Annotated in this window: 28 protein-coding genes; 19 read left to right on the top strand and 9 right to left on the bottom strand. The window is 47.1% G+C overall.

What is annotated here, in order from left to right; translation table 11 throughout:
- The first annotated feature begins 8 nt into the window (after positions 1-8).
- From H8792_RS03645 to H8792_RS12540, 10 genes are all read left to right on the top strand, one after another.
- Positions 9-407, top strand: a complete 399-nt coding sequence (locus H8792_RS03645) for a DUF6627 family protein (protein ID WP_185977568.1) — start codon at positions 9-11, stop codon at positions 405-407.
- A 12-nt stretch (positions 408-419) separates the two neighbouring features.
- Positions 420-1424, top strand: coding sequence for a PA2778 family cysteine peptidase (locus H8792_RS03640; protein ID WP_194947644.1), 1005 nt, complete (start codon positions 420-422; stop codon positions 1422-1424).
- Positions 1425-1643: 219 nt separating this feature from the next.
- Complete coding sequence (locus tag H8792_RS03635; RefSeq protein WP_185977566.1) at positions 1644-1973, top strand: NifB/NifX family molybdenum-iron cluster-binding protein; 330 nt, start codon at positions 1644-1646, stop codon at positions 1971-1973.
- A 312-nt stretch (positions 1974-2285) separates the two neighbouring features.
- Positions 2286-3530, top strand: coding sequence for an L-lactate MFS transporter (locus tag H8792_RS03630; protein ID WP_185977565.1), 1245 nt, complete (start codon positions 2286-2288; stop codon positions 3528-3530).
- Between the two features lie 183 nt (positions 3531-3713).
- Entirely contained in the window at positions 3714-4430 is a 717-nt protein-coding gene (locus tag H8792_RS03625) for a DUF2238 domain-containing protein (protein ID WP_185977582.1), read from the top strand.
- On the top strand, positions 4431-5291 hold the full coding sequence (locus H8792_RS03620; protein WP_185977564.1) for a DMT family transporter: 861 nt from the start codon (positions 4431-4433) through the stop codon (positions 5289-5291). It abuts the gene before it with no gap.
- Between the two features lie 151 nt (positions 5292-5442).
- Positions 5443-5817 carry a ferric reductase-like transmembrane domain-containing protein gene (locus tag H8792_RS12555; protein WP_228766919.1) on the top strand — a complete coding sequence of 125 codons (375 nt, stop codon included), beginning with the start codon at positions 5443-5445 and terminating at the stop codon, positions 5815-5817.
- Positions 5795-6088, top strand: coding sequence for a hypothetical protein (locus H8792_RS12550; RefSeq protein ID WP_228766918.1), 294 nt, complete (start codon positions 5795-5797; stop codon positions 6086-6088). The genes H8792_RS12555 and H8792_RS12550 overlap by 23 nt, the downstream gene beginning before the upstream one ends.
- Before the next feature lie 7 nt (positions 6089-6095).
- A complete protein-coding gene (locus tag H8792_RS12545; RefSeq protein ID WP_324187589.1) occupies positions 6096-6542 on the top strand; it encodes an FAD-binding oxidoreductase in 447 nt (148 codons plus the stop codon).
- A 29-nt stretch (positions 6543-6571) separates the two neighbouring features.
- On the top strand, positions 6572-6763 hold the full coding sequence (locus H8792_RS12540) for a hypothetical protein (RefSeq protein ID WP_228766917.1): 192 nt from the start codon (positions 6572-6574) through the stop codon (positions 6761-6763).
- A 55-nt stretch (positions 6764-6818) separates the two neighbouring features.
- On the opposite strand, the gene H8792_RS03610 is transcribed toward H8792_RS12540, so the two are convergent.
- Both H8792_RS03610 and exaC read right to left on the bottom strand, forming a co-directional pair.
- On the bottom strand, positions 6819-7850 hold the full coding sequence (locus tag H8792_RS03610) for a protein adenylyltransferase SelO family protein (protein ID WP_194947643.1): 1032 nt from the start codon (positions 7848-7850) through the stop codon (positions 6819-6821).
- A gap of 60 nt (positions 7851-7910) precedes the next feature.
- Positions 7911-9431 (bottom strand): acetaldehyde dehydrogenase ExaC, encoded by a 1521-nt coding sequence (exaC, locus tag H8792_RS03605; protein ID WP_185977562.1) that lies wholly within the window; start codon positions 9429-9431, stop codon positions 7911-7913.
- Between the two features lie 398 nt (positions 9432-9829).
- Between exaC and H8792_RS03600 the strand changes: the two genes are divergently transcribed.
- The 3 genes from H8792_RS03600 (at position 9830) to H8792_RS03590 (ending at position 13073) form a co-directional block, all read left to right on the top strand.
- Positions 9830-10999: a helix-turn-helix domain-containing protein gene (locus H8792_RS03600; protein ID WP_185977561.1), complete on the top strand. Its 1170-nt coding sequence runs from the start codon at positions 9830-9832 to the stop codon at positions 10997-10999.
- Positions 11000-11154: 155 nt separating this feature from the next.
- A complete protein-coding gene (locus H8792_RS03595; RefSeq protein WP_185977560.1) occupies positions 11155-12102 on the top strand; it encodes an AEC family transporter in 948 nt (315 codons plus the stop codon).
- Positions 12103-12326: 224 nt separating this feature from the next.
- The gene (locus tag H8792_RS03590) at positions 12327-13073 is read left to right on the top strand and encodes a DUF4395 family protein (protein WP_185977559.1); all 747 of its coding nucleotides are present in this window, start codon (positions 12327-12329) and stop codon (positions 13071-13073) included.
- Positions 13074-13102: 29 nt separating this feature from the next.
- Here the strand turns inward: H8792_RS03590 and H8792_RS03585 are convergent, their stop codons facing one another.
- The gene (locus H8792_RS03585) at positions 13103-13765 is read right to left on the bottom strand and encodes a class I SAM-dependent methyltransferase (RefSeq protein WP_185977558.1); all 663 of its coding nucleotides are present in this window, start codon (positions 13763-13765) and stop codon (positions 13103-13105) included.
- A gap of 331 nt (positions 13766-14096) precedes the next feature.
- Between H8792_RS03585 and H8792_RS03580 the strand changes: the two genes are divergently transcribed.
- Positions 14097-14306, top strand: a complete 210-nt coding sequence (locus H8792_RS03580; protein ID WP_185977557.1) for a cold-shock protein — start codon at positions 14097-14099, stop codon at positions 14304-14306.
- A gap of 151 nt (positions 14307-14457) precedes the next feature.
- On the opposite strand, the gene H8792_RS03575 is transcribed toward H8792_RS03580, so the two are convergent.
- Positions 14458-15528, bottom strand: coding sequence for a sialidase family protein (locus H8792_RS03575; protein WP_185977556.1), 1071 nt, complete (start codon positions 15526-15528; stop codon positions 14458-14460).
- A gap of 343 nt (positions 15529-15871) precedes the next feature.
- Between H8792_RS03575 and H8792_RS03570 the strand changes: the two genes are divergently transcribed.
- Entirely contained in the window at positions 15872-16747 is an 876-nt protein-coding gene (locus H8792_RS03570; protein WP_185977555.1) for an FmdE family protein, read from the top strand.
- Between the two features lie 120 nt (positions 16748-16867).
- Here the strand turns inward: H8792_RS03570 and H8792_RS03565 are convergent, their stop codons facing one another.
- Both H8792_RS03565 and H8792_RS03560 read right to left on the bottom strand, forming a co-directional pair.
- Positions 16868-17944, bottom strand: a complete 1077-nt coding sequence (locus tag H8792_RS03565; RefSeq protein WP_185977554.1) for an alkene reductase — start codon at positions 17942-17944, stop codon at positions 16868-16870.
- A 262-nt stretch (positions 17945-18206) separates the two neighbouring features.
- On the bottom strand, positions 18207-18674 hold the full coding sequence (locus H8792_RS03560) for a nucleoside deaminase (protein ID WP_185977553.1): 468 nt from the start codon (positions 18672-18674) through the stop codon (positions 18207-18209).
- A gap of 182 nt (positions 18675-18856) precedes the next feature.
- On the opposite strand from H8792_RS03560, the gene H8792_RS03555 reads away from it, so the two are divergent.
- From H8792_RS03555 to H8792_RS03545, 3 genes are all read left to right on the top strand, one after another.
- Complete coding sequence (locus H8792_RS03555) at positions 18857-19282, top strand: gamma-glutamylcyclotransferase family protein (RefSeq protein WP_185977552.1); 426 nt, start codon at positions 18857-18859, stop codon at positions 19280-19282.
- A gap of 314 nt (positions 19283-19596) precedes the next feature.
- The gene (gene katG, locus H8792_RS03550; RefSeq protein ID WP_185977551.1) at positions 19597-21768 is read left to right on the top strand and encodes a catalase/peroxidase HPI; all 2172 of its coding nucleotides are present in this window, start codon (positions 19597-19599) and stop codon (positions 21766-21768) included.
- Positions 21769-21999: 231 nt separating this feature from the next.
- The gene (locus tag H8792_RS03545) at positions 22000-22797 is read left to right on the top strand and encodes a transglutaminase domain-containing protein (protein WP_185977550.1); all 798 of its coding nucleotides are present in this window, start codon (positions 22000-22002) and stop codon (positions 22795-22797) included.
- A 20-nt stretch (positions 22798-22817) separates the two neighbouring features.
- On the opposite strand, the gene H8792_RS03540 is transcribed toward H8792_RS03545, so the two are convergent.
- Together H8792_RS03540 and H8792_RS03535 are read right to left on the bottom strand one after the other, a co-directional pair.
- Positions 22818-23681, bottom strand: coding sequence for an amidohydrolase family protein (locus H8792_RS03540; protein WP_185977549.1), 864 nt, complete (start codon positions 23679-23681; stop codon positions 22818-22820).
- A gap of 17 nt (positions 23682-23698) precedes the next feature.
- On the bottom strand, positions 23699-24280 hold the full coding sequence (locus tag H8792_RS03535) for a TetR/AcrR family transcriptional regulator (protein WP_185977581.1): 582 nt from the start codon (positions 24278-24280) through the stop codon (positions 23699-23701).
- 108 nt (positions 24281-24388) lie between these two features.
- Between H8792_RS03535 and H8792_RS03530 the strand changes: the two genes are divergently transcribed.
- The gene (locus H8792_RS03530) at positions 24389-24856 is read left to right on the top strand and encodes a nuclear transport factor 2 family protein (protein WP_185977548.1); all 468 of its coding nucleotides are present in this window, start codon (positions 24389-24391) and stop codon (positions 24854-24856) included.
- A 108-nt stretch (positions 24857-24964) separates the two neighbouring features.
- On the opposite strand, the gene H8792_RS03525 is transcribed toward H8792_RS03530, so the two are convergent.
- Complete coding sequence (locus H8792_RS03525) at positions 24965-25321, bottom strand: cupin domain-containing protein (RefSeq protein ID WP_185977547.1); 357 nt, start codon at positions 25319-25321, stop codon at positions 24965-24967.
- Positions 25322-25333: the final 12 nt, after the last annotated feature.

Here is a 25333-nt window from a genome sequence, read left to right as displayed (position 1 = left end):
TGCTGTTAATGAAACTATCGCGACGTTTTACAAAACTGGTTTCCGTTCTGTCTCTGTTTGCATTTTTGAACGGCTATGTCGGTTATGCGTATGCCGGAATGGTGACAAATGATCAAATTACGGCGCAAGCCAATCACGATTTAACCGTTCAGCAGATCCTGGGTGCCTTGGATCGAGATGATGTGCAAGAGCAACTGGTTGCTCTGGGTGTTAATCCGGATGATGCGAAGGCACGCGTCAGCCAAATGAACGATCAGGAGTTGGTCGCTTTGAATCAGAAGTTGGATGAACTTCCTGCCGGTAGCGGTGTTCTGGAAGTTTTATTGCTGGTTTTTGTTGTGCTGGTCATCACTGACATGCTGGGTGCAACGGATGTCTTCCCGTTTGTGAACAACATCAATAAATAGCACTTCTCGTCCATGTTTAACTGGATAAGCGCCAGGTTTTCGCCTGGCGTTCTTTATTTACTATATTCGCTGTCTTTAGCAGGGTGTTCAAGCACGCCGCAAACCAATGCCTTGCCTGAGGCGTTGCCAATCACCATTTCCCACCATGTTGAATTATCCGAGGTCCCTTTTTTTCCTCAAAAGGCATATCAATGCGGTCCGGCAGCTTTGGCGACGATGCTGTCTTATCGCGAATTGGCTGTTACGGATAAAGAGCTGGTCAGTAAGGTGTATCTTCCTCAGCGTCGCGGCAGTGTGCAAATCGAGATGATTGCCACTGCCAGAAGTTATGGCATGCTGGCCTATCCGCTTGAGCCGAATCTAAAAAATATTGTTCAGGAAGTTGCTGCAGGTAATCCTGTGTTGGTCTTTCAGAATTTATCACTGCCATTCTGGCCACAGTGGCACTATGCGGTTGTTGTCGGCTACGATCTTGATGAAAAGCGGTTGATTTTAAGATCGGGCGATATCAAACGCCACGACATGAGCATGGCAACCTTTGAAAGAACCTGGGATAGAGCAAAAGATTGGGCTTATGTCATTATGAAACCGGGAATAATTCCGGTTACCGCCGATGCGGTCAAATATGTGTTGGCAAACCACGATCTGGAAGGTTCCGGGTTTGCCAGCGAAGCTTTACAAGGCTATCGTGCGGCGGCGGCTCGCTGGCCGGATAATTCCATCGTTTTAATGACTCTGGCCAATAGTGAACAGGCTGCCGGTCATTTGACGGAAGCGGAGAAAAGTTATAAAAGGGAGATAGAACTCCGCCCGGCTAATGCCAATGCCTGGAATAACTTGGCCTATAATCTGGTTTCCAGGAAATGTATCCTGCAGGCGCAGCAGGCAATAAGTTGTGCGTTGCGTCTGAACCCTGCGGATAGCAATATTCTGCAAAGTTTTAAAGAGATACAAAACCTCCATTCGGAAACTCATTCAGTTTGCGAATTACCGGCTTGTCCGCTATCGGATGAATGACCTCTTTATTCTAAAATAGCGGTGTGAATCAGGCGCTATATTCTAAAATAGCGGTGTGAATCAGGCGCTATCTTGTCATATTTGTATTGTTATAACGTAACTTAATTACCGCCGATACAGATTCTTTTCTGTCCGAAAAATTTCCAATCAATATAATTTTATTTAAGAAGGTTTCATTCATGCATCCTTCCGTTCAGCGTATTTCCAAAAGGAGGTTCTATGAAACTGGCGATCAGCAGCCCAAACGGTAGAACCATTTCCGGACATACCGGAAAATGCCCCGGTTATTTGATTTACGAGTTGGAACATTGCGAAGTGAAGTCCAAGACTCACTGTCGTCTGACTAGCGATCAACTGCTGTGTAACTTACCGGGAAGTCTGTCGCAACATCCCGAACATCCTCTGAGCGGTATTAAATTGCTGATTACCCATGAAATGGGGAACGATCTGCACGACAAGCTTAATCATGATGGCATTCGCGTCTTGATAACGGATATGACCGATCCGGGAGAAGCGGTTTCAAAGGTGATTAAAGTGCTGGAAGCTTAAGCCGTTCTAAAAAAATTAGAGAAAGAGGTTTTGCGCCTCTTTTTTGCTTTTTAAGTCGGCTGTATGCTTCAATGCTGCCGTTTCAAAGAGTGATTTCCCGCATCTACCTTGTCAGAACTTTACTCCATACCGATCTTAAGGAATATGGCGAATCGTTATTTCTTATGTGGGGGTAAGTATTATTGGTTTTAATAATCGGGTTTCTGTATGGACAGTCGGCGGATTATCTACGATATTGTCTCAGTCTCATTTCTATATAAACATGAGTATAAGTACGAGTATAAGTACAGGACGTTTTGAGGAGGTTGTTATATGGGAAAAAATAGATGGTTAATGGCTCTGGCCGCCGTAGGTGTACATATCTGCATCGGTTCGGTATACGCGTGGAGTGTGTATGTTAATCCGATTAAGGAGCAGATGAACTGGACGCTGACCGATGTGACTATTGCATTCAGTATAGCGATTTTTTTCCTGGGATTATCCGCGGCCTTAATGGGGAAGTTTGTTGAGCGCAACGGCCCAAAGGTATCGGCGATTCTGGCGGCGGTGTTATTCGGCTTGGGTACGGCCGGTTCCGGGCTGGCGATCTTAATGGAATCCAAAATGCTGTTGTACTTCTTCTACGGAGTGCTGGGCGGATGCGGTCTGGGAATCGGTTATATTTCACCGGTTTCGACGCTGGTGCAATGGTTTCCGGATAAGCGCGGCCTGGCGACCGGTTTGGCGATTATGGGCTTTGGTTTTGCTTCAGCAATCTGGGGGCCGACGATTAAGGTATTAATCTCTTCCATCGGCGTGGCATCAACGTTTTTCGTTTTAGGTTTGAGCTATTTTGTGATCATGTTCGCTTCGGCGCTGTATCTGGAAAAACCGGAAGAAGGCTATTTGCCGGAAGGTTTTAAGAAAAAAGTCGAGGCCGGGCATAAAAAAATCAAGCCGGATCTCGCTATGCTCGGTTTGCATGAAGCGGTTAAAACGCCGCGATTCTACGGTTTGTGGCTAATGCTGTTTATTAACGTTACCTGCGGTATTGCAATTATCGGTGTCGCATCGCCATTGTTGCAGGAAGTGCTCGGTTTGTCCGCCATTGCCGCGGCGGCGGCAGTCGGTCTGATGGGGATTTTCAATGGCGCAGGACGGATTTTCTGGGCATCCCTGTCGGATTATTTAACCAGACCGGTGGTTTATATCACCTTCTTCGCGACTCAAGCGGTGGCATTTTATGCCTTACCGTCGATCACCGAAATCATTATTTTCCAAGTGATTCTGTATTTCATCATGTCCTGTTACGGCGGTGGTTTCTCTTCAATTCCTGCCTATATCGGCGACATCTTCGGCACCAAAGAACTCGGTGCAATTCACGGTTATATTCTGACGGCGTGGGCGGCAGCCGGTTTGGTCGGGCCGTTGATTATTTCGATGGTTAAAGATGCTACCGGTTCCTATGCCGAGACTCTATATGTTTTTTCCGGTTTCTTTATTGTCGCTTTAATCATCTCTATTGCCATGTTAATGAACATTAAATCGATTCGTACAAAAGCAGTGGTAAATGATTAGCTTATTTAGAATTCGATTTCTGGTTTTCGGATGAAAATAGCGCATGTTCTTAGGAGGTCTTTCGACCTCCTTTTAATATGAATCGGTTTGTTGATCAATTTTTGATATGTTCTTCTCTGTAGGGTTTCGTCTGAAGTTGTATATTCTAATGTGATCTTATTTGCAATAAAGGGAGTGGAATTGATGCTTTCGTTGGGTTTGTCGCGTTACCACTTAGTCTTATTTCTCATTTTTTTGATGGTTTGGGGGTGGGCGGCGATTGATCCGGTTTACCCGCATGATTGGTTGCTGGAAAACTATCTGGTGTTTTTCTTTGTGCCGGTGATTATTCTGGTCAGTCGTTATTTCCGTCTGTCTAAACTCTCTTATACTTTGATTACCCTGTTTATGTGTATGCACGTGATCGGTTCGCACTACACCTATGCCGAAGTGCCGTTCGGTTTTACCTTGCAGGAATGGTTTGGTGCCGAGCGCAATATGTATGATCGGGTAGTGCACTTCAGCTTCGGTTTATTGATCGCCTATCCGATGCGCGAAATATTCTATCGTATTGCGCATGCTCGCAGTTTCTGGGGATATTGGCTGCCGGTGGAACTGGTGTTGGCGTTTTCCGGGTTATATGAAATTGTTGAATGGTTGACAGCCGCGAATGTCAATCCTTCCGCAGGACTGGCTTTTCTCGGGGCTCAAGGTGATATTTGGGATGCACAGAAGGATATGCTGGTGGCCGGTATCGGCGCTGTTGTCGCGATGTTGATCGTCATGCTGATTCGTTGGGCCTTGGACCGGGATTTCTTAAGAGAGATGCGAGAAAGTCTGATACTCGATAAAACGGATCATCCCTTAGGGGAAGTCGAATTCATGCGTCTGTGGCGCAAGCGCTGGAATAAAGAGCGATAGATGTCGACAATTCGTATTTTTGTTCTTATCTCCCTGGCGATGATCGCGTTTGCGGGTAATTCTTTACTATGCCGGGTTGCATTGACCGAAACCGCGATTGACGCCGCTTCTTTTACGACCATTCGTCTGGTCTCAGGTGCCATGGCTTTGCTTGTATTATTGTCGTTGACGAATTCTGCCAAGCAGGTTGCGAGGGTCAAACTGGGCGGGAATTCGCTATCCGCCTTGGCTCTATTTGCTTATGCCGCCGGTTTTTCTTTTGCCTATATTGAGCTATCGGCCGCAACCGGTGCACTTTTGCTGTTTGGTTCGGTTCAATTGACGATGATTGGCTACGGCTTGGTTAAAGGTGAACGTCTCGGAGCAATACAGATGGTCGGAGTTGTGCTGGCGATTGTCGGAATGGTGGTACTGTTTCTCCCTGGACTGTCCGCGCCACCATTTTGGGGAACCGCACTGATGTGCGCGTCCGGTATTGCCTGGGGAATTTACTCTTTGCGCGGCCGTGGCGTGAATGACGCCACGCGCGAGACGACCGGAAATTTTGTTCGTTCTCTGCCTTTTGCTCTGATTCTTAGCCTTCTCTGGTGGGGGCATACTAATGTTGACATGGAAGGTGCAGGGCTGGCAATCGCCTCGGGAGCTCTGGCATCGGGTATCGGCTATGCAATTTGGTATGCGGTTCTGCCGGCGTTAAGCGCGGCAAGTGCGGCAATCATCCAATTAAGCGTACCGCCCTTAGCGGCGATCGGAGCCGTGTTCTTCTTGGACGAGCCGATTTCTCTGCGTCTCGGTTTAGCGTCTTTGGCCATTCTCGGCGGTATAGCACTGTTCATTTTGAGCAGAAAGCGTTATGCCTGAGGTTTGAAAAGGATGATCGTTAAACCGGTTACGGCTGTTGATATCCGATAGGTAGGTGCTTTGCAAGATTGTTCCTTAGTTTGAGCCTCGAAGCTATATTAATCTATTCCGTATAGACTGTTGCTCAACGTACAGTCGGAGGAATTCAGTTATGAAAAATATCAAAGTGGCATTCTTGGGCGGCTTTCTGCTAGTAAGCATGGTATGGTTTTTGGCGGATACCTTGTATCCAACGCCGTTCTCTTATTTTTCGTTTCGAACCGTCTTTATCCAGTACTCCGGCGTGATCGGTATAAGCATGATGAGTGTGGCGTTGTTGCTTGCAGTACGACCAATGTGGCTGGAACGACGCTTGAACGGGCTCGACAAAATGTATCGGTTGCATAAATGGCTGGGCGTAGGCGGTTTGGTGTTTTCAGTGCTTCACTGGTGGTGGGGCACAGGGTACCAAATGGATGGTCGGCTGGGGCTGGTTGAGCCGACCGGAACGTCAACGGGGAAGAGTGGAGAATATCTCTCAACTTGAACAGTGGTTGCGGGATCAGCGCGGTTTGGCCGAGTCGATCGGTGAATGGGCATTTTATGCTGCAGTTATCCTGATTGCATTGGCGTTGATAAAGTTATTTCCATACCATCTGTTCAAGAAAACCCATAAGTTGCTGGCAGTGGCTTACTTGGTTCTGGCTTATCATTCGCTGGTACTGATCAAGTATGAATACCGGGCTCAGCCAATAGGGTGGGTGATGGCGCTTATGCTGTTGGTTGGTACTGGTGTTGCTCGGCAGGGTTGGCCGTAAACGCCGGGTGAAAGGGGTAATCAAGTCGATCGATTCCTATCCGGGGGTAAAAGTCGTTGAAGGCTGTATTCAGGTTGACAGTGGCTGGAAAGGGCATTCGCCCGGGCAGTTTGCTTTTGTTACCTCAAAAAGTATCGAGGGAGCTCATCCTTATACGATCGCTTCGGCATGGAATCCGGATGAACGCAGTCTTAGCTTTGTCATTAAGGAGTTAGGCGATTGGACCGGACAGTTGCAGCAATGGTTGAAAGTCGGCATGTCGGTATCTGTGGAAGGACCTTATGGATGTTTTGATTTTTCGGGTCGTCAACCTCGACAAATCTGGATCGGTGCGGGGATCGGAATTACCCCCTTTATTGCAAGTATGAAATATTTGGCTCAAGCCCCGGGGCGCAGGAAATTGATTTATTCCATACCACCACGGATTATGATGCGAAAGCCATCGAAAAACTGACTGCCGATGCGAAGGCAGCCAATATCAGATTGCATGTTACGGTAACACCGAAAGACGGCCGTCTGACCGCTGAGAAGATCCGCGAACTTGTTCCTGAATGGGATGCGGCAAGTTTTTGGTTTTGCGGGCCTAGTGCATTCGGAGGGGCGTTGCGTAAAGAGTTTGTGCAACACGGTCTGTCGAACGAAGACTTTCATCAAGAATTATTTGCAATGCGTTAAGCCGGGAATGACTTCTTCTTTAAGACAATCCGTTTTGGCTTGAAGTAGCGGATATTTATTTCAGTCGCTCATACTCTTTCAGGAAGATTGGTTCATAGGTTTGCAGAGCTGCGCGCAGTGCTTTCCCGCCTATCAGAGGGGATAGGGTGCGGGCCAGGACATTACAGTTCCATAAGCCTATGGAGGGTTGGTTGCCGAAGGCATAATGCCCTTTTTTATCGATAGGATTGGCGACGAATTCAGAATCGAATTCGGTGGTAAATTTTGCGGAACCGAGATCTAGAGTAATGCCGATAATGGATTGATTGTCGGTATTCATTGTTCCATGGGTGAAACCGGCGGCTTGCCAGTGAGCGATTAAGGATGCCGTGCGAGCCACCACCCGACGGAAAAAACAGGCATGTCGTTCTTCGGCGGGGGCTTCGGGGTCGTTACATTCGGGGTAGTGGCGAGAAATGACATAGTCGCAAAGTTGTTGCAGCGCTTCGTAGTTACGTTGAAAGTAGTAGAGTTCAAATGTGCCGAAGCGGATATGCGTTGGGGTAATGCGGCTAAGGATAGCAGTATGTTCAAAAGCATGATTGCGATAGACTCGTTGCTTCCCTTGTATCACGGCTACACTGTGGACGGTAGGGATATTTAAGCTTTCGAGTCGTCTGCTGATGTGGAATTCATGTTCGCATTCGCTGACTCCCGCTAAACCGTCCGCATGCTGCGCGTGCGAGGCGAACGGGGTGCGTCCCGTACCTTTCAGGCTGAGTTCCCAACAGCTTGTTCCATCAATAACGATTTCTCCAAGAATAGTCGTTCGACCGTCTCCCAACAGCGGGTTAAAACGTCCGAATTGATGTCCTGCATAATCATGGGCCAGAGGCAGCATACCGAGTAACATTCGATTACCGCTGAAAACGGAAATAAAGTCTGGATGCGTGTAACTATCGACAGGGAGTTTAAGTAACTCCAGAGTGTGAGGGTTGACGTGGAGGAGTTTTGCTTCTTCCACTGTTTGCGGCTCAACCCTGTGGTAGAAAGGGCCTTGCAAGGCATGAAAGCTATTTTGAAAGTGCCAATGTTGAAAGAGTTCCATATCACTAGGCGATCCGGCAGATTTTACGAAATCCACCGGATTCAGCCGGTTGCTTAAATACTAGAAGAAACCGAGAGGATTGATGTCGTAGCTTACCAGCAGGTTTTTGGTTTGTTGGTAATGTTCTAGCATCATCTTATGGGTTTCGCGTCCGACACCGGATTTTTTGTAGCCTCCGAATGCGGCATGTGCAGGATACAGGTGATAACAGTTGGTCCACACACGGCCAGCCTGAATCTTACGACCCATCCGATAAGAGGTATTCATGTCTCGAGTCCAGACGCCGGCTCCCAGACCAAATTCCGTATCGTTGGCGATGGCGAGCGCTTCTTCTTCGTCTTTAAAGGTTGTGACCGAAACGACCGGGCCAAAAATTTCTTCCTGAAACACGCGCATGTCGTTGGTACCCTTCAATAGGGTCGGCTGGATGTAATAACCTTCGGCGTAATCGCCGTCCAAGGATTCGGCGCCACCACCGGTAATGACTTCGGCCCCTTCGTCGCGACCGATTTGCAGATAGCTAAGAATCTTATCGAATTGTTCCTGTGAAGCCTGAGCTCCGACCATCACTTCGGTATCCAGAGGGTTTCCGCGTTTGATCTGCGCTGCACGTTCAATCACCATGCCGATGAACTTATCGTAAATGTCTTCTTGAATCAACAGGCGCGAAGGGCAGGTACAGACTTCGCCCTGGTTGAAGAATGCCAATACGGCACCTTCGACGCATTTGCTCAGGAATTCGTCTTCATGATCCATAATGTCGGAGAAATAGACATTAGGAGATTTTCCGCCCAGTTCAACCGTGGACGGAATAATGTTTTCCGCTGCATATTTCATGATCAAAGAACCGACAGGCGTGGAGCCAGTGAAGGCAATTTTGGCTATACGGGTGCTGGTTGCCAGTGCTTTACCCGCTTCAACACCGTAACCGTTGACGATATTCAGAACACCTGGAGGTAATAAATCTTCGATCAGTTCCATCATTACCAGGATAGAAGCCGGTGTTTGTTCGGCCGGTTTCAATACGACACAGTTACCGGCGGCAAGAGCGGGCGCTAATTTCCAGGCGGCCATCAATAGGGGAAAGTTCCAGGGAATAATTTGTCCGACTACGCCTAAAGGTTCGTGGAAATGATAGGCTACGGTGTTATGGTCGATTTCTCCAAGGCCGCCTTCCTGAGCTCGAATGCAGCCGGCAAAATAACGGAAGTGGTCAACGGTCAAAGGGACGTCGGCGTTGAGGGTTTCACGCACGGCTTTGCCGTTATCCCAAGTTTCCGCTACGGCGAGCAGTTCCAGATTCGCTTCAATGCGATCGGCTATTTTCAGCAGGATATTGGAGCGCTCCGTTACCGATGCCGTACCCCAGGCATCTTTTGCAGCATGGGCGGCGTCCAGAGCCAGTTCGATGTCCTTCTCGTTGGAACGAGGAATCTGGCAGAAAGGTTTTCCGTTAACAGGAGAGATATTGTCAAAATATTCACCGTCAACCGGTGCAACCCACTTGCCGCCGATAAAGTTTTCATAACGTTGTTTGAAGTTAATCACCGCACCTTCTGTGTTAGGAATTGCGTATTGCATGAGTCAGAACCTCCTAGATTCTTATTATTTCTTGGGTTGTTTTATTGCACAGCTCAAACAGTTTTGAATCCGTCGAGCGGGTTTTATGTCTGTTTTTATAATGAGGACAAAGCTCCGTTCGATCTGCTATGTAGAGCAGGAATTTTTGCCCGCCTCGAAACTCTAGTTGGTTGCAGGTTGGGAAAAGGTTGGTTATTTAAAAATCGGCCTGATTTGCTTGTGTGAGGGGTATTGATGAAGAGGCTCTTTGCATCGGAATGGGTGTACCTGTTTGAGGAACAAGGGCTGCGGAGGTCATAAGCAAAAATGCAGCGATTATAAAAATAACAATAATTACAGTAAGAATAACAATAATATAATTCTGCTAAAACTGAAGAAAGGAAGAAGGAAATTAGCCTATGACTTCCAACTTACTCGCCGGTTATAGCCTCTCGCAACGACGCAGTATTCTTGAAGACAACTGGAATCATTTTACTGAATACGATGTTACACCCGTAGAATCGGAGGTGTCGGCAGATATTTCGTTGTCTTGGCGGCGCAGTGCAAACAGTGTCCATCATCGGGTGGCTCATGCTCCTTACGCGAGAGAGGAGAGAGTGCAAGAAGCGTGGCATGAATCGCCGCTATTCTTTGCCGCTCAAAAGGAGCAGGACAATATGGTCCAACTTACCCGTGAGGGGGATTTGGTGGCGGCTATTTCCGATCCTCATGGTTGTTTGTTATGGAGCTTTGCAAGTCGGCACATGCGTGATCGAGCAGAATCGGTCAACTTCCAGGCGGGTGGACGCTGGGATGAAAAGTCTATCGGTACGAATGCAATTGGCTTGTCCAAAACTCTGCGTCGTCCTGTGACGGTCTTTTCATCCGAGCATTATCAATCTTTTTTGCATGACTGGGTCTGCTATGCGGCTCCTATTATTCATCCGCAATCAGGAGAGTGTGTCGGGATATTGGATATGTCGACGACATGGAACCGGCATACTTCTCTGGGACAGGCTGCGGTTACGGAATTGGCTCGAAATATTGCCGGAAGTTTGCCGGCAATTCTTCCAAAGGAAGAGTTGGAAATTTACGCTCTCGGACAGATGCGAGTAACCTTCCGAGGAAAATCCTTGCACCTTAGCAAGCGTCAGATGGAAATACTGTGCCTGCTTGCCTTGAATCCCCAAGGTTTGAATCTGGAGTCATTTCACGCTGCCTTATATGGTGATGCGCCGATTTCTTCGAGTACATTAAAATCCGAACTGTCGCATCTGCGGCATGTACTGGGAGGACATATCGGTTCAAGGCCCTATCGTTTGCTTGTTCCAGTATGGGCCGACTTCATTCAAGTTTGGCAAGCTTTGCATCAGCAAAGAATTAACGAAGCCTTTACCCTTTATCAAGGACCTTTGCTGGCCCAGTCGGAATCTCCCGAATTAGAGGAGTGGCGACACTGCATTGAGGCGGTAATGGGGAAAGTTCTGGACGCTTGTGAAGATCCTAAATTACTTTTGCAAAAACTCTGCGCCGGAAGTGCAGGGAACGAGATGGTACGCGAACGTTTGGTGGAATTAATCAGCACTTGAACTGGCGGTATTCCTTTATGAAGAGTTTTATCGCCATTTTGGCGTAAAAACTTTTGCTTAATAGCTAAAACCCTTCAAAATAATGAACCCCAAGTCGAATACTCGGCTTGGGGTTTTCTATTTCGAGATTATCAAAATAAAGATAGAGCATCGTCATGCTGAATACGTTTTCAATTTTGTTTCCGGTTTTTGCATTAATTGCCGCGGGTTTTATCAGCCGCAGAGTTAATATTATGGGGCCGGCTGCTGCGGGAGAATTGAGCCGCTTTGTGGTCTGGCTGGCATTACCGGCCTTGCTGTTTGATATTATGGCGAAAAGCGATTGGCAGACGATGTTCAAACCGGATTTTATTCTGGTTTATATTATCGGCTCTTTTGCGGTTTTTGCCGTGGTGGTGGTGTGGCGGCTTAGGCAGGGCTGTACGCTGGCAGATGCGAGTGTGGACAGTGTAGCGGCCTCATATTCCAATACCGGCTATATTGGTTTTCCTCTGATGTTGCTGATTTTTGGTTCCGTGAGTGAGGTGCCGACCGCGATTGCCAGCGTGATTGTCGTCTCGCTGCTGTTCGGCGGAGCCATAGTCTTAATTGAAAGTGCTTTGCATGCCAAGCTTGCATGGCATCTGCGTTTGTTGAATGTATTGCTGGCGGTGTTCAAGAATCCATTGGTCATCGCCCCGGTCTTGGGAGCCTTGTTCGCCATCACGCCTTATTCATTACCCAAAAGCATCGATAGCTTTTTAACGATTCTGGCCGGTGCGGCGAGCCCGGCGGCTTTGGTCAGCCTGGGGTTGTTTCTGGCCGATGCGAGGGAAAATGAGAAAAATAATACTCCGGCGGTGCGTAATACGGCGCTGGGTTTAAGCTTTGCAAAATTGATACTGCAGCCGTTATTGGTTGCCTGTCTTGCTCTGTTTGTGTTTGAAATGCAAACCGATCTGGCGATGATGGCGATTGTCCTAGCCGCATTACCGACCGGCACAGGCCCTTATATGCTGGCGGAATATTATCGGAGGGACGGACTTATCACCGCCCAGACGATTTTGATTTCGACGGTATTCTCATTGATGACTTTATCTGTTCTGCTGCATTTTATGCTGTAAATGCATAGTGTGAAAAGCCGGGTTTTCTAGAGTCTGTTCGTTCGTTTTTGAGGAAAGAAAAATGCCTCAAAATTTCAGGACACTAAATTAATTTATAAGTATTTAATAATATTTTCTTATGTGCCTTAAGAATTTTTAGGGCACGTAACAATTGATAATGATCGCTACACTTCTTATCCTAGTCTATGTGTTTGCAGTTATACCTCTCATATAAGGATAAAAAAATGTTGCGATACCACTTCAAAAACCTCTGGTTCCGGGATAAGTCGGAAGACGTTATTTTCATCAATAAGTATGCGGTACAGATGCGTGCCGGTTTGATGTTGATCTTGCCGATTTATATGGTCATAGTTCTGTTTACGACGGTGCTGGCTCCGACGTGGACGGTCCTGCCGAATACTTTTGTTGAAGAGACTTTCGATATGACCGAAGAGTGGCGCACGATTTTTAACGTTCAAGCGTATCGCACCGTATTCGACTATACGATTCCCAGCCTGGTGCTGCTGTATGGGCTGTTTGAAATGCTTGCCGGTATGTTTGTCAGAACCGCCTATTTATCGCCGACAATTCATTTAGCGACGTTCTTGACCCGAAATATTCGTCCTAAATGGGAACCTTTGAAGCCAAAGCGCTTTGCCTGGTTGATCGGTGCAACTTTGATCGTTTCTTGTTTGACCTTTTTTAATCCCGACACGGTAGCACGCTTTATCAATGCCTTGTTCTCGGCCGAGCTATTGCCGACCGATAGCAACTGGATGCCGAATTTCATACCGCTGTTGGTTGGTGTTTGCTTCGTGTTAATGTGGATGGAAGCCGTGTTCGGTTTCTGCCTGGGTTGTAAATTGCATTGGGTACTGGCCAAGCTCGGCATATTCAAAGATTTTTGCTACGATTGCATGAATGTCGATTTTGACCAGCGGGCCTGGATGGAAGAGCGTAAGTCGCTTGAAGCTGCGTTGAAAGGGAAATAAAACTTTGCTGTAAATAGATGTTGCTTTGTTCAGATTGAACGTTTGTATTTTAGGATAAGTCCTTTGAAAGGCATTTTATCTGAACGAAGCTGTGTGTTATTCGGTTTGTATTGACTGTGTTCAAAGCCGTTTTCCATCATCGCCTTACTGAATTTAGCATGCTTTCCACGGCCAGGATCGACGAGTATCACTTCGGCGCCCGGTTTTGTGTGGCGCTCAATGAAGTCTGAAAGCATGTTGATATGATTTTGCTCATATAGCAAATCGGACCCGATAATAAGGTCAAAACTACCAAGTTGAGGTTGTTCGTCTTTCCAGTTGGTTCTTAGAAAAGGAATTTCTTTACACTGGTTTAACTTGATGTTTTCGACCAAAAATTTTCCTGCTTCAGGATGATAGTCGGTTGCGGTGATATCGGCATCACGTAGACTTAAAAGCAGGCTCGATAAGCCTAAACCACAACCGACTTCCAGGATTCGTTTTCCGCTAATTTCAAAATGCTGCATCTTGTCGGCTAGTACCTGACTGGACTGCCACAAAACGCCGAATAATGACCATTGTGCGGAAGAAATTCCTAAGTTTTCCGCTTCGGAAAAGGGGTCGTTGAATTGCTGTTTGTCTTTTAAACTTCGCAGGTGAATATCAAATTCATCAAATTCAATGGTTTGGTAACGGATACGGACGGCAGTCATGGAATACCTTTGCTTGCGTTCGATGGGTGGAAAACGCAACAAATTTGACTCGGTAGCTACGCAGAGAGGTTCTTATTATATAGGCCGAATATATTGTTTGGAGCAAAGTTTAGTATTTTTGCAATAATTTCAATATATTGCTGGCTATTTATTTGAAACCCCGGTATAGTAAGCGGGCTAGAGAAATTCTATAAGCTTTACATCCTACATTTCGCTGTTTTATTTTTTGTAACACCTCGTCTTGAAGTATTTAAGTTCCATCGTTTTTTATCTTTAAGCAATTCATGCCTATTGCAGGCTCGTGTCTATTTAAAATTTTAGGATGTTTATTATGTCTAATACAGTTACAGGGACCGTTAAGTGGTTCAATGAAACCAAAGGTTTCGGATTTATCGAACAAAAATCAGGGCCAGATGTCTTCGCACATTTTAGTTCTATTGTCAGCACTGGCTTTAAAACTTTGCAAGAAGGCCAGGCGGTAGAATTCGTCGTTTCGCAAGGGGCAAAAGGTCCTCAAGCTGAGAATATCGTTGTAATCTAAAATCGTCTAATAATTAGGCTTGAGTTGAATGTTTTAACTCGCTTTTTATTTTAATTGGTTTTACGTATACCAGCCAAGTCCTTGGCTGGTATCTGCAAAAGCCGGAACATGACAAAGTTCCGGCTTTTTTTGTGTCTGGATGGCAGGTTTTTTACTTGCTAATCAGGAACTTTTCTTCCTGTTTAATTCGCAATTCGGATTGCATAGTGGTAATCCACAGTACCCCTGGCTGTGCTTCAAAAACATAAGGGTAGGAAAGCCACGCATCTTTGCATCTGGCGAGGGTCACGGGGTTACTCCAGTTTTTTCCGTTGTCATCGGAATGGATGATCGAGAGTTCTTCTCTGTGCCAGGATGCCTCGACCTCGGAGAATTGTCCGGAGACGCGCTTGAAGTGGTCGGATCCTTGCGGGTAAAGGGTGTTATAAACCATAATCAAGCGGCCGCTGGCGAGGCGTTTCAGCATTGAAGGTGAACTGCTGGCCTGGAAACCCGGTTGAGTATGCGTCCAAGTTTTCCCATCGTCGTAAGAATAGGCGTCCCAGAAATAATCCCGGTTGGTTCGGATGCAGAACCAGACTCGGTCTTCGAGTTCGACCAAGGTTCCTTCGTAGCAGCCGGCGTGATGGCCTCGGCCTCCTATATCCAGTTTGTTGCTGGCTTGCCAGCTTTTCCCGTCGTCTTGCGAGCGAAAACTAAGGCTGTAATGTCGAGCTTGCTCGTAATCCAGATTTTGGGCTGAAGCGATAAGGCTTCCGGACGTCAGTTCGATTAACGTGGTTGCCGCCGCCGCATAGCCTTTTTGCAGCAGGATCGGTTCCTGCCAGCTTTTTCCTCCATCCTCGCTGCGTACAATGTAATGGTACAGGTAGCTGTTTCTGGTCGGTGCATTGGCGGATTTTCGCCATTTGAAATGCCGATTTGCGGTATTGACGAATGAGAGAATAATCGTGCCTTGAGACGTGCATAACAGGCTACGGGAGTTCGAGGCGCTAAACTCTTGTTCGGTAGAGAACAAAGTGTAAGATTGCCAGCTCTTTCCCTCGTCGTCGGAAAGGTAAGCCTCCTTATCTTGGACGCAAACTAACTGGCCGTCACGGTTGCGGATAAAAGGCCCGTTATGCTCGATCTTGAGTGGCTGAACTCTGTGATTCAGATAGACCGGGGCATCGGTTATGGGGGCAAGCCTGAAATTCAACTTTATCTCTGGCGATTCGATCATATTTCTCATTTTTTAATTTACATACTCGGCGGTTTGGCTGTTGAAAGAAATTCAGAGTAGAAAACATTATATTCTCTGATGTTCAGTATGAGGGATTTCACGTGAGTTTCTGCGTGAATGATAGAAAATGAAGTTCAAATTATTGATGAGTCTGCAATTTCCTCGTACTGATTCCGAGCACATGGGATAAGGTTGTTGGAATGATGCAATCATTTAGAGGTTAATCTTTTTTAAAAACCTAGCTATAGATTTTTTTAGCTCCTGCTTAATGGAAATAGAGAGTAAGATCAAATAGAAAGTTAGTTAATCTTTATCGTTTGATTCTTTGCAAGGAGAGTTAAAAATGAGTATGAAACTGATTTCTTTGACGGCGATGTTTTTATTGTCTATTGGTTCGTCCCTCCACGCTGCAGGACCTTCCTATAAACAAGGTGTCAATATTTTTATAGAAACGGGAGTAACCCAGCCGGATAGCGTACCGACATGGTATGCACCTATGGTAGCAATGCCCTATGCTCCGGTGTTTGAGATTCTGGCAACGAAAGGGACTCAAGGCCGCTATTATCAGCGGACTTACGCGGTCACTTTAAAAGATATGGTTAAGTGGCATGGCCATGATTGTGAAGGTACGACGCACGCTGCCAATAGCATGAAAGTCGCATTTGAGATCCTGTTTCCGGATGGAATCATCGACCGGAGTGTTCTCAGAGGAATTTCGGGAGCGGGGCCGTGCTGGTCGGATGCAGTTGCTTTTTTGACCGGTGCTCGCTTCCAATACGGTAACCTTGGCATTTTTAAAGACAAAAATTATAGTCATGCCGTTCTGTTATATCGGGAAGATACCGAAGTCGCGGTTCTGGCAACCTGGAAGGAAGGGGTCAATAATATTCCCGGTGAACCGGTTGTGCTTCCGGGAAAAATCAAATGGACTCCCAAAGTCAGTATGCAAAAGGTGATTGACCTGAAAAAAGAGGTGAAAAACTCAAAAGGGCAGCCAACTCCGTACCAGGTTGACCTTTTAAGATATTATCAATGGAAGCATGTGAATGATGTATTGAGTCATCCTCTGCATGAAAGTTATCAGACAAAGATCATCGAAAACTTCAAATGGGATGATTGGGTTGATAAGGATAAAGCTTTCACTAAACCTTTTGAACGCAGTGACACAAGATTAAAAAATTACCCGTATCGTAATGCTCCCATAGCAGATGTTGAATAGTCGCTATTTCGGTAAGTGGAGCGATGAGCAGTTGGATCGGCTAAGGTTATGTCTGATTAATTCATAGAGGACTAGTTGAACTTAGCCTCTATGAATGCTTTTAGATGTAATGGAACCCGATTAACTCATGTATGGATAATCGTTATATCCTTCTGCGCCCGGCGTGTAGAAGGTATCCGGATCTGGCGTATTCAATTCGGCCCCGGCTTTGATTCTTTCCGGCAAATCGGGGTTAGCCAGATAGCTTACGCCAAACGCTACCGCCTGAATATCACCGCCGGCAATTGCCGCTTCCGCTTCGTCGGCGGTATAGCCCATATTGGCAACTAGATTGCCTTTATAGTGTTCAATGGCGGCAGTCAGGACATCTTCCTTTTGCTGCCCGAAGAAATCGCTGCGCATGACATGCAGATAAGCCAGGTCCAGAGGGTTTAAGTTTTCGCACAACCAAGTGGTCAGTCCGACCGGATCGTCGTCTCGCATGCTGTTATAGCTGTTGACCGGAGAGATTCGCAAGCCGACGCGGCCGCTCCCCCAGACGTCGATAACGGCGTTCAGAACTTCGAATAACAATCGGGCCCGATTTTCTACAGGGCCGCCATATTGGTCGGTACGCTTGTTTGAACCGCTACGCAGAAATTGATCAAGCAGATAACCGTTCGCGCCGTGTACTTCGACACCGTCAAAACCGGCATCCTTTGCATTGATCGCCGCCTGCTTGAAACCGGCAATAATCTTGGGGATTTCGTCGATTTCCAGTGCTCTTGGGGTTGTGTAAGGAAGTTTGCCTTTTGGAGTGTAGACTTCGTCTTCAATCGCAATCGGACTTGGCGCGACGGCAGGACGACCGTCATTTAATTCAGGATGGCAGGCGCGACCGCCATGCCAGATTTGCATTACGATACGACCGCCTTTGTCATGTACCGCTTTAGTGACTTTTTTCCAGGCTTCGATCTGCTCCGGCGAATAAATGCCCGGTTCGCGCATAAAAGCGCAGGTGTCAGGCATGGCCATGGTTGCTTCAGTAATGAGTAAACCGCCACTGGCACGCTGAGCGTAGTGTTCGACAATCAGGTCGTTGGGAAGGTGATCATGTTCGGTTCTGGCCCGTGTAAGGGGAGCCATTAAAATACGGTTCGGTAATGGAATTTCGCCGAGTGTTACCGGGCTGAAAAGGTGTGAATAGGTTTCTGACATGTATGCCTCGCTGAATTCTCTAATTTAAAGGAAGTGTAACGACGGTATGTTTTATTTGTTATTTCGTCGACTATGCACCACAGCAAATATTTTGAATTTATGCTAAGAAGTTTACTCTTAAAATTCAATGAATTAGTGTAGAAAATATTGAGAATTCCTGCTCGTTTCAGAAAAGGAGGAATTCTCTCTTAGGCAAGGGGAAGAGAAAAACGACACTCGAAAATAGGTGCGGCGATCAATAATCTATTTTCTGAATAGCGAATTAGTTTTCGTCGTTCGAACACTCGCAAGGTACTCCGATATCCTCGTTCCAGATTTCCGGGTGTTTTTCGATAAACTGATTCAGCAGTTGTTTGCATTCGCTGTTGTCGGCGACGATGACTTTGACGCCGTTTTCCTTTAGCCAGTCTTCACCACCTTTGAAGGTTTCGTTTTCTCCGATAATTACCGTGCCGATACCGAATTGACGTACCAGCCCGCTGCAATACCAGCAAGGGGAAAGGGTGGTGACCATTACGGTCTTACGATAGTCGGTTTGCCGTCCGGCATTACGGAAAGCATCGGTTTCGGCGTGGATCGCTGGATCATCGTCCTGAACTCGGCGGTTATGTCCTTTACCGAGTAGAGTGCCGTCATCGGAAAAAAGTGCGGCGCCGATAGGAATTCCGCCTTCTTCTAATCCTGTACGCGCTTCGGATATAGCGACTTTGAGCATTTCTTCAATATTCATGGCCTGATTTCTCACTGTTGTTACGATTCTATGTCCATCCTAAGGCGCATAAGATAAGGGTGTCAATCTCGACGTTGGGGGATTTTATTTATCGCGTAACGAAGAGCTCTCTTTTATGATTATATTTAGTTTGTCTTCACTGCTAGTCATGCGGTATTGATTGGAATTCCGAAGGGTAATTTATGGAGAAAAACCAGTATTTATTTGTTTACGGCTCTCTGCGAAAACGGGCGGCGAGACATGACTTAATTGCCGCATACTGCGAATATGTGTCCGAGGCTTATTTGAACGGAAAACTGTTTGAAGTCGCCGGTTATCCGGGGGCAATCGAATCCAGTCAGCCTGATGATCGGGTTTTGGGTGAGGTATACCGGATTGTAGAGAGGGAAAAATTGTTAGCGGGATTGGATGAATATGAAGAGTGTTCGGAAAATTTTCCTCTGCCGCATGAGTACATTCGAAAAAAGCTTGCTATCGATTTAGCCGATGGCAAGCGGATTTTTTCCTGGGTATATATTTTTAACCGCGATACTTCCGAGTTAATGCCGATCACAAATGGAGATTATTTGGCTTTCTTAAATTTGCAGCTGGTTGACCTTGATGAATGACGACGAAGCTTTCGCGGTAATTTCTTAAGCCGGTTTTTGACGGTTTTTTTGTGTTTGCTTAAGAGAGTTAAAGAAACTTAATATGGGTATTAATAAATTTAAACACATGCGTTTGATTCTCATTTCAAATAAGGGTTCACTTATTTTATGCCTTCAAAGCCCTTTATACCGGGGAAAAACTATTAAAGCTCTTTCTTATATAGTAAAAAACTATCATTAATGTAATTTCAATTAATTAGACACTTTAAAGTATTCAGATTGATGATAACTCTCGCTTTACAGCATCAATATAAAAATACTTTAAGGAGTTAACGATGTCACAAGGTAAATGTCCTGTTATGCACGGCGCGAATACCGAAACCAGTTCTTCTGTAATGGATTGGTGGCCGAATGCGCTTAATTTAGACATTCTTCATCAGCACGACAAGAAAACGAATCCGATGGGTGAAGGATTCAACTATGCGGAAGAGTTTAAAAAACTGGATCTGGAAGCGCTTAAAAACGATCTGAAAGCCTTGATGACCGACAGCCAGGAATGGTGGCCGGCAGACTGGGGGCATTACGGTGGTCTGATGATTCGTATGGCGTGGCACTCGGCCGGTTCTTATCGGGTAGCCGACGGTCGCGGTGGAGCCGGAACCGGTAACCAGCGTTTTGCGCCGCTGAACAGCTGGCCGGACAACGTTAATCTGGATAAAGCCCGCCGACTGTTGTGGCCGATCAAAAAGAAATACGGCAATAAAATTTCCTGGGCCGATTTAATGATCCTGGCCGGGAATATGGCGTATGAGTCGATGGGGCTGAAAACCTTCGGTTTTGCAGGCGGTCGTGAAGATATCTGGCATCCGGAGAAGGATATTTACTGGGGATCGGAAAAAGAGTGGCTGGCGCCGTCCGGCGGTGAAGGTAGTCGTTATTCCGGGGAACGCGATCTGGAAAACCCGTTGGCAGCAGTCATGATGGGATTGATCTATGTTAATCCGGAAGGGGTTGACGGCAACCCGGATCCTTTGAAAACCGCGCAGGACGTTCGCGTTACCTTTAAGCGTATGGCGATGAACGATGAAGAGACCGTTGCTTTGACGGCCGGAGGTCATACGGTGGGTAAATGTCACGGTAATGGTGATGCTGCCGAGCTGGGAGCCGATCCGGAAGGTGCCGGCCTTGAAGAGCAGGGACTGGGTTGGAATAACCATACTTCGCGCGGTATCGGGCGCAATACGGTTTCCAGCGGTATCGAAGGTGCCTGGACGACGAATCCGACGCAATGGGATAACGGTTATTTTTACCTGTTGTTCAACTACGATTGGGAACTGAAAAAATCTCCGGCCGGAGCGCATCAGTGGGAACCGATCAATATTAAGGAAGAAGATAAGCCGGTGGATGTCGAAGATCCTTCCCGTCGTTATAACCCGATTATGACCGACGCCGACATGGCGATGATTAAGGATCCTATCTACCGTGAAATTTCCAAGAAGTTCTATGAAAACCCGGATTATTTCGCAGAGGTATTCGCGCGCGCCTGGTTTAAGCTGACACACCGTGATCTGGGGCCTAAAGCTCGCTATCTGGGAGCGGATGTACCGGATGAAGATCTGATCTGGCAAGATCCGATTCCTGCTGTGGATTACACCTTGAACAATGAGGAAATAGGCAAATTAAAAGCTAAAATCCTTGATAGTGGTCTGACCATTGGCGAGTTGGTGGCAACCGCTTGGGATAGTGCGCGTACTTTCCGCGGTTCGGATATGCGAGGGGGCGCAAACGGTGCACGTATTCGTCTCGCACCGCAAAAAGCGTGGGAGGGCAATGAGCCCGAACGTCTGCGCAAGGTTTTGAATGTGCTTGAAGGTATTCAGTTCTGTTGCGGCAAGCAGATTAGCATAGCGGATTTGATTGTACTGGGCGGAAGCGCTGCGGTAGAAGTTGCCGCCAAAGCCGCCGGAGTTGATGTAAGTGTGCCGTTTACTCCGGGGCGAGGCGACGCGACAGCCGAGATGACGGATGAAGAATCATTCGAATACCTCGAGCCGTTGCATGACGGTTATCGTAACTGGTTGAAAGCGGATTATGTCGTTTCTCCTGAAGAAATGATGCTGGATCGTACTCAATTGATGGGGTTGACCGCTCCGGAAATGACTGCTCTGGTTGGTGGTATGCGTGTGTTGGGAGCTAATTATGGCGACAGTCAGCACGGCGTTTTCACCAATACCGTTGGGGTACTGAGTAATGATTTCTTCGTCAACCTGACCGACATGGCGAATAGCTGGCATCCGACCGGCGAGAACCTGTATGAGATTCGCGATCGTAAAACCGGTGCGACCAAGTGGACTGCCACGCGGGTCGATTTGGTGTTCGGTTCCAATTCGATTCTGCGCGCCTATTCGGAAGTCTATGCTCAGGACGATAACAAAGAGAAGTTTGTTAAGGACTTCATTAACGCCTGGGTAAAAGTGATGAACGCGGATCGCTTTGATCTGGCTTGATTCTTAAGCTGTTATATAAAGTGAAAAGCCGGCATAAAGCCGGCTTTTTTGTGGCTGGTTTTCTACTATGCGGTGCCAGATCAGCTTTTCCAAATAGCGAACATCGCAGCTGAATGTTTACAACTTCTCAACGATATTCGGAAATGTGCTTTAATGGAAGAAAACTCGATTCTCCAAAACCGCAAATGATAGCGGGTATTTTCTTTATTCTTTTTTTGGAGGCTTCTCTTTATGTGGTTACGTATCAGTTGCGACTTTCATTTCGAAATTACGGTTGCTACGCCTTTTATTTTGATGTTGCGGCCTCGAAGCGGTGCCCAGCAATGGATTGCGCGCGAGGAGTACAGGCTTGTACCGAGTGTACCCGTCTTCGAATTCACGGATTATTACGGTAACCTTTGCCAGCGCCTGGTTGCTCCTCCCGGATCTTTTGAAATTCATACGGCGGCGGATGTTATGACTGCACCGAAAATCGACCGCGATCCGGGGGCGCCGTTTGTCGAAATTCAGTATTTACCCGATTCGGTGTTGATTTATTTATTGCCGAGCCGATATTGCGAGTCGGAGCTGTTCTGGCAAATGGCGACGGAAATCACGACCGGGCGACAACTGGGCTATGATCAGGTCGCGGCAATTGAAGAATGGTTACGCATGACGATTCGTTATGAACCGGGAAGCAGTGACACTCCAGAATCCGCCGTTGGGGTTAATTTGCGGCAATCGGGAGTTTGCCGGGATCTGTCTCATCTCGGCATTGCATTGTGCCGCAGCTTAAGCATTCCCGCCCGTCTGGTAGTCGGGTATTTATACGGTCTTAAACCTATGGATATGCATGCATGGTTTGAGGCTTATATTGCCGGTCGCTGGTATACCTTCGATGCGACTCAAAGTTCCCCGCAGAATGGCTATGTGACGATTGGTTATGGGCGTGACGCGGCGGATGTTGCCGTTTATAACCAGTTCGGCCCCCCGATTTATCCTGAAATTCAAAGGGTTCAGGTATTACTGCTCGAATCAGAGGAAAATTAATCTGCGCTTTTACCCGCCTTTTATATATCTTCTTTTAGGCCGAAAAAACGTTCGGCATTTCCGCGGGCAATTTTCCTGGCGACTTCCGGAGGAAGATCTGCCAGCCAGGTCTGAATATCTTTTACCACCAGATCATAAGTCTTCCAGCGATTGACGCTAAAAGTGTCGATTGCCGCCATTAACCGATCCTGATGATCGATTAAAAACGCTTTCCACTTTTTGGCGAGAACGCCTTCCGCCAATAACTGCTTGTCCCTGACCGAAGTGTCGATATAGAGATTTTGCGGATAACGCTGCAACATTGAGCTGAGTAGCGTAATTTCCGGTTTGGTTCCCAAGTGTGCCCAGAGAATTTGAGCGGATGGATCGATCTGAAAAATTTCGTCGATAATTTCGGCATCGCCGTGAATCAGCATCGGTAAACGGTTGGCCTTTGCGAGCTCCACCAAGCCTTTTAAAACCGGGCTCTTGCGATCCTTGGCGAAGATATGCAACTCGCCGATCCCCTTGAATTTACCTGTTTTCAACGCCTCTTCCGCTTCGGCAACGACTGCCCCTCGATGCATCCAGTCTGGTTTGTCGGCCTTGGTGCGATAGACACTGAGAAAAGGGATCACTCTGTTTGGCGCATAATCGTAGAGTTTGATGGTGCCTTGGTTCGGCGTGCTGGTAATCAGGATTTTCTCTACTCGATTGGTATCAAGGATGCCGATGATTTCCTGCGGATTAAAAGCTTCCGTGTCGGCTTGGGCATAATGAGAATGGGCGTCGATAAGTGGTAATGTTTTGGAGTCTTGCGCATGTGCCTGGCAGGTTATTACCGACAAAGTGCAGCCAAGCAGCAAATGTGAAATCCTTTGAGAACAGCGGTAGCGCTTTGACATTTTGACTCCTTTTTCCGTCACTGGTTTCCGTGGCTCTTTAATAGAGCATCGAGTATAAAGCGGAATGATTCTAGAACCTGTGTAACCGGTTCGCCGTACTGTGCCCGGATAATCGCGCCGTCAATCGCCAGCGAAATTGCGTCGGCCAGCAATGGATTGCGATTGTTTTGCGGTAGCAGTTGCATGACCAGTTCACTCATATCGCGTTTATGTTCGCGGGAAATCTGTACCACTTCCGGTAAATCCTTAGCCAGTTCGCTGACACTATTGATAAAAGCACAACCTCGGTAATCGACGTCGGAAAACCATTCCGACAAGGCATCGACAATCGCTTGCGGTTGGTTTTGCCCTTGACGTAAAGCTTCGGAAAACCAGTTCATCCAGCGTTGGTGGCGATAGTGCAGGAATGCCAGAATCAGATCGTTTTTGCTCGGAAAGTGGCGATAGAAGGTGACTTTGGTTACAGCGGATTCCTTGATCAAACGATCCACTCCGGTGGCACGAATGCCTTCCCGATAGAAAAGGTCATGTGCGGTAACGAGAATCCGTTCACGTGCCGGCAGCGGTTTTGATTCGTTATGGGTGGTTTTCTTAGTCATGCAAAACATTATAGACAAGTCTGTCTACTATGAATATACTTTTTATGTAGACAGGTCTGTCTACTTATTTTGGATTTGATTAAACCAAGTTGGTTACAGGAGAGAAATATGCACATGAAAGCCCCGATTCCGCCGTTTGAAATGGCAACCGCGCTACAGAAAGTTCGTATGGCGGAAGATGCCTGGAACAGCCGCGATCCTGAAAAGGTCGCGCTGGTTTACACCGAAGATACCCTATGGCGTAACCGAACCGAGTTCCTGCAGGGGCGAGAGGAGGTCAAGGCGTTTTTGCAGCGAAAATGGGCAAAGGAAAATGAGTATCGCCTGATTAAAGAATTATGGGGTTTCAGGAAGAATCGCATGGCGGTACGTTTCGCTTACGAATGGCATGATGATGCCGGGCAATGGTTCCGATCTTACGGTATCGAAACCTGGGAGTTTAATCCGCAAGGACTGATGCAGCGACGGTTTGCCAGTATCAACGATTTGGCGATTGCCGAAAGCGGGCGGAAATTTTTCTGGCCCTTGGGCAGAAGACCGGACGATCATCCCGGTTTGAGCGATTTGGGATTATAGTTGTTGCAACTGGTAAGATGTAGCTGAATTTGCTATACATTCATTTCGACTAAAAACGACCGAACCCGGTCGTTTTTAGGTTATCGAGTATTGAATCGGCTTAGAGGGTCAAGCTTCGCCTTCTCGTCTTTGACCGCAGAAGAAACCTAGACCGACGCTCGGCGACTGGAAAGTGATCACGCTGCCTTTCGGGAAATAGAAGACGTCGCCGGCTCTGGCGTGGACTTCCTGCCCGGTTTCATCCGAAATAATCATTTCGCCTTCGACGATGATTTTCATTTCGTGATAAGTGTAGGTATACACCAGCGGTTTGTCGGATTTTTCCATGCGGAAGAAGCCTCCGACAATGGTTTTATCCGGATCTTCGGAGATGGCCAGATCGGCAAGGAAAGCATTGCTGCCCTCGACGCCCATGCTCGGAAGTTCGGTACGTTTGGTTGCTTGTTGGTAATGCGTCATCGCCATGACAGGTCTCCT

This window comes from Thiomicrorhabdus heinhorstiae, assembly GCF_013391765.2.
GTDB lineage: Bacteria > Pseudomonadota > Gammaproteobacteria > Thiomicrospirales > Thiomicrospiraceae > Thiomicrorhabdus > Thiomicrorhabdus heinhorstiae.
This window is presented reverse-complemented; position numbering and strand designations above follow the sequence as displayed.

Bases quoted from the DNA above. Each gene is read 5' to 3' on its own strand.
- H8792_RS03645 (WP_185977568.1), top strand. From the start codon at position 9: ATGAAACTATCGCGACGTTTTACAAAACTGGTTTCCGTTCTGTCTCTG.
- H8792_RS03640 (WP_194947644.1), top strand. From the start codon at position 420: ATGTTTAACTGGATAAGCGCCAGGTTTTCGCCTGGCGTTCTTTATTTA.
- H8792_RS03635 (WP_185977566.1), top strand. From the start codon at position 1,644: ATGAAACTGGCGATCAGCAGCCCAAACGGTAGAACCATTTCCGGACAT.
- H8792_RS03630 (WP_185977565.1), top strand. From the start codon at position 2,286: ATGGGAAAAAATAGATGGTTAATGGCTCTGGCCGCCGTAGGTGTACAT.
- H8792_RS03625 (WP_185977582.1), top strand. From the start codon at position 3,714: ATGCTTTCGTTGGGTTTGTCGCGTTACCACTTAGTCTTATTTCTCATT.
- H8792_RS03620 (WP_185977564.1), top strand. From the start codon at position 4,431: ATGTCGACAATTCGTATTTTTGTTCTTATCTCCCTGGCGATGATCGCG.
- H8792_RS12555 (WP_228766919.1), top strand. From the start codon at position 5,443: ATGAAAAATATCAAAGTGGCATTCTTGGGCGGCTTTCTGCTAGTAAGC.
- H8792_RS03610 (WP_194947643.1), bottom strand. From the start codon at position 7,850: ATGGAACTCTTTCAACATTGGCACTTTCAAAATAGCTTTCATGCCTTG.
- exaC (WP_185977562.1), bottom strand. From the start codon at position 9,431: ATGCAATACGCAATTCCTAACACAGAAGGTGCGGTGATTAACTTCAAA.
- H8792_RS03600 (WP_185977561.1), top strand. From the start codon at position 9,830: ATGACTTCCAACTTACTCGCCGGTTATAGCCTCTCGCAACGACGCAGT.
- H8792_RS03595 (WP_185977560.1), top strand. From the start codon at position 11,155: ATGCTGAATACGTTTTCAATTTTGTTTCCGGTTTTTGCATTAATTGCC.
- H8792_RS03590 (WP_185977559.1), top strand. From the start codon at position 12,327: ATGTTGCGATACCACTTCAAAAACCTCTGGTTCCGGGATAAGTCGGAA.
- H8792_RS03585 (WP_185977558.1), bottom strand. From the start codon at position 13,765: ATGACTGCCGTCCGTATCCGTTACCAAACCATTGAATTTGATGAATTT.
- H8792_RS03580 (WP_185977557.1), top strand. From the start codon at position 14,097: ATGTCTAATACAGTTACAGGGACCGTTAAGTGGTTCAATGAAACCAAA.
- H8792_RS03575 (WP_185977556.1), bottom strand. From the start codon at position 15,528: ATGATCGAATCGCCAGAGATAAAGTTGAATTTCAGGCTTGCCCCCATA.
- H8792_RS03570 (WP_185977555.1), top strand. From the start codon at position 15,872: ATGAGTATGAAACTGATTTCTTTGACGGCGATGTTTTTATTGTCTATT.
- H8792_RS03565 (WP_185977554.1), bottom strand. From the start codon at position 17,944: ATGTCAGAAACCTATTCACACCTTTTCAGCCCGGTAACACTCGGCGAA.
- H8792_RS03560 (WP_185977553.1), bottom strand. From the start codon at position 18,674: ATGAATATTGAAGAAATGCTCAAAGTCGCTATATCCGAAGCGCGTACA.
- H8792_RS03555 (WP_185977552.1), top strand. From the start codon at position 18,857: ATGGAGAAAAACCAGTATTTATTTGTTTACGGCTCTCTGCGAAAACGG.
- katG (WP_185977551.1), top strand. From the start codon at position 19,597: ATGTCACAAGGTAAATGTCCTGTTATGCACGGCGCGAATACCGAAACC.
- H8792_RS03545 (WP_185977550.1), top strand. From the start codon at position 22,000: ATGTGGTTACGTATCAGTTGCGACTTTCATTTCGAAATTACGGTTGCT.
- H8792_RS03540 (WP_185977549.1), bottom strand. From the start codon at position 23,681: ATGTCAAAGCGCTACCGCTGTTCTCAAAGGATTTCACATTTGCTGCTT.
- H8792_RS03535 (WP_185977581.1), bottom strand. From the start codon at position 24,280: ATGACTAAGAAAACCACCCATAACGAATCAAAACCGCTGCCGGCACGT.
- H8792_RS03530 (WP_185977548.1), top strand. From the start codon at position 24,389: ATGCACATGAAAGCCCCGATTCCGCCGTTTGAAATGGCAACCGCGCTA.
- H8792_RS03525 (WP_185977547.1), bottom strand. From the start codon at position 25,321: ATGGCGATGACGCATTACCAACAAGCAACCAAACGTACCGAACTTCCG.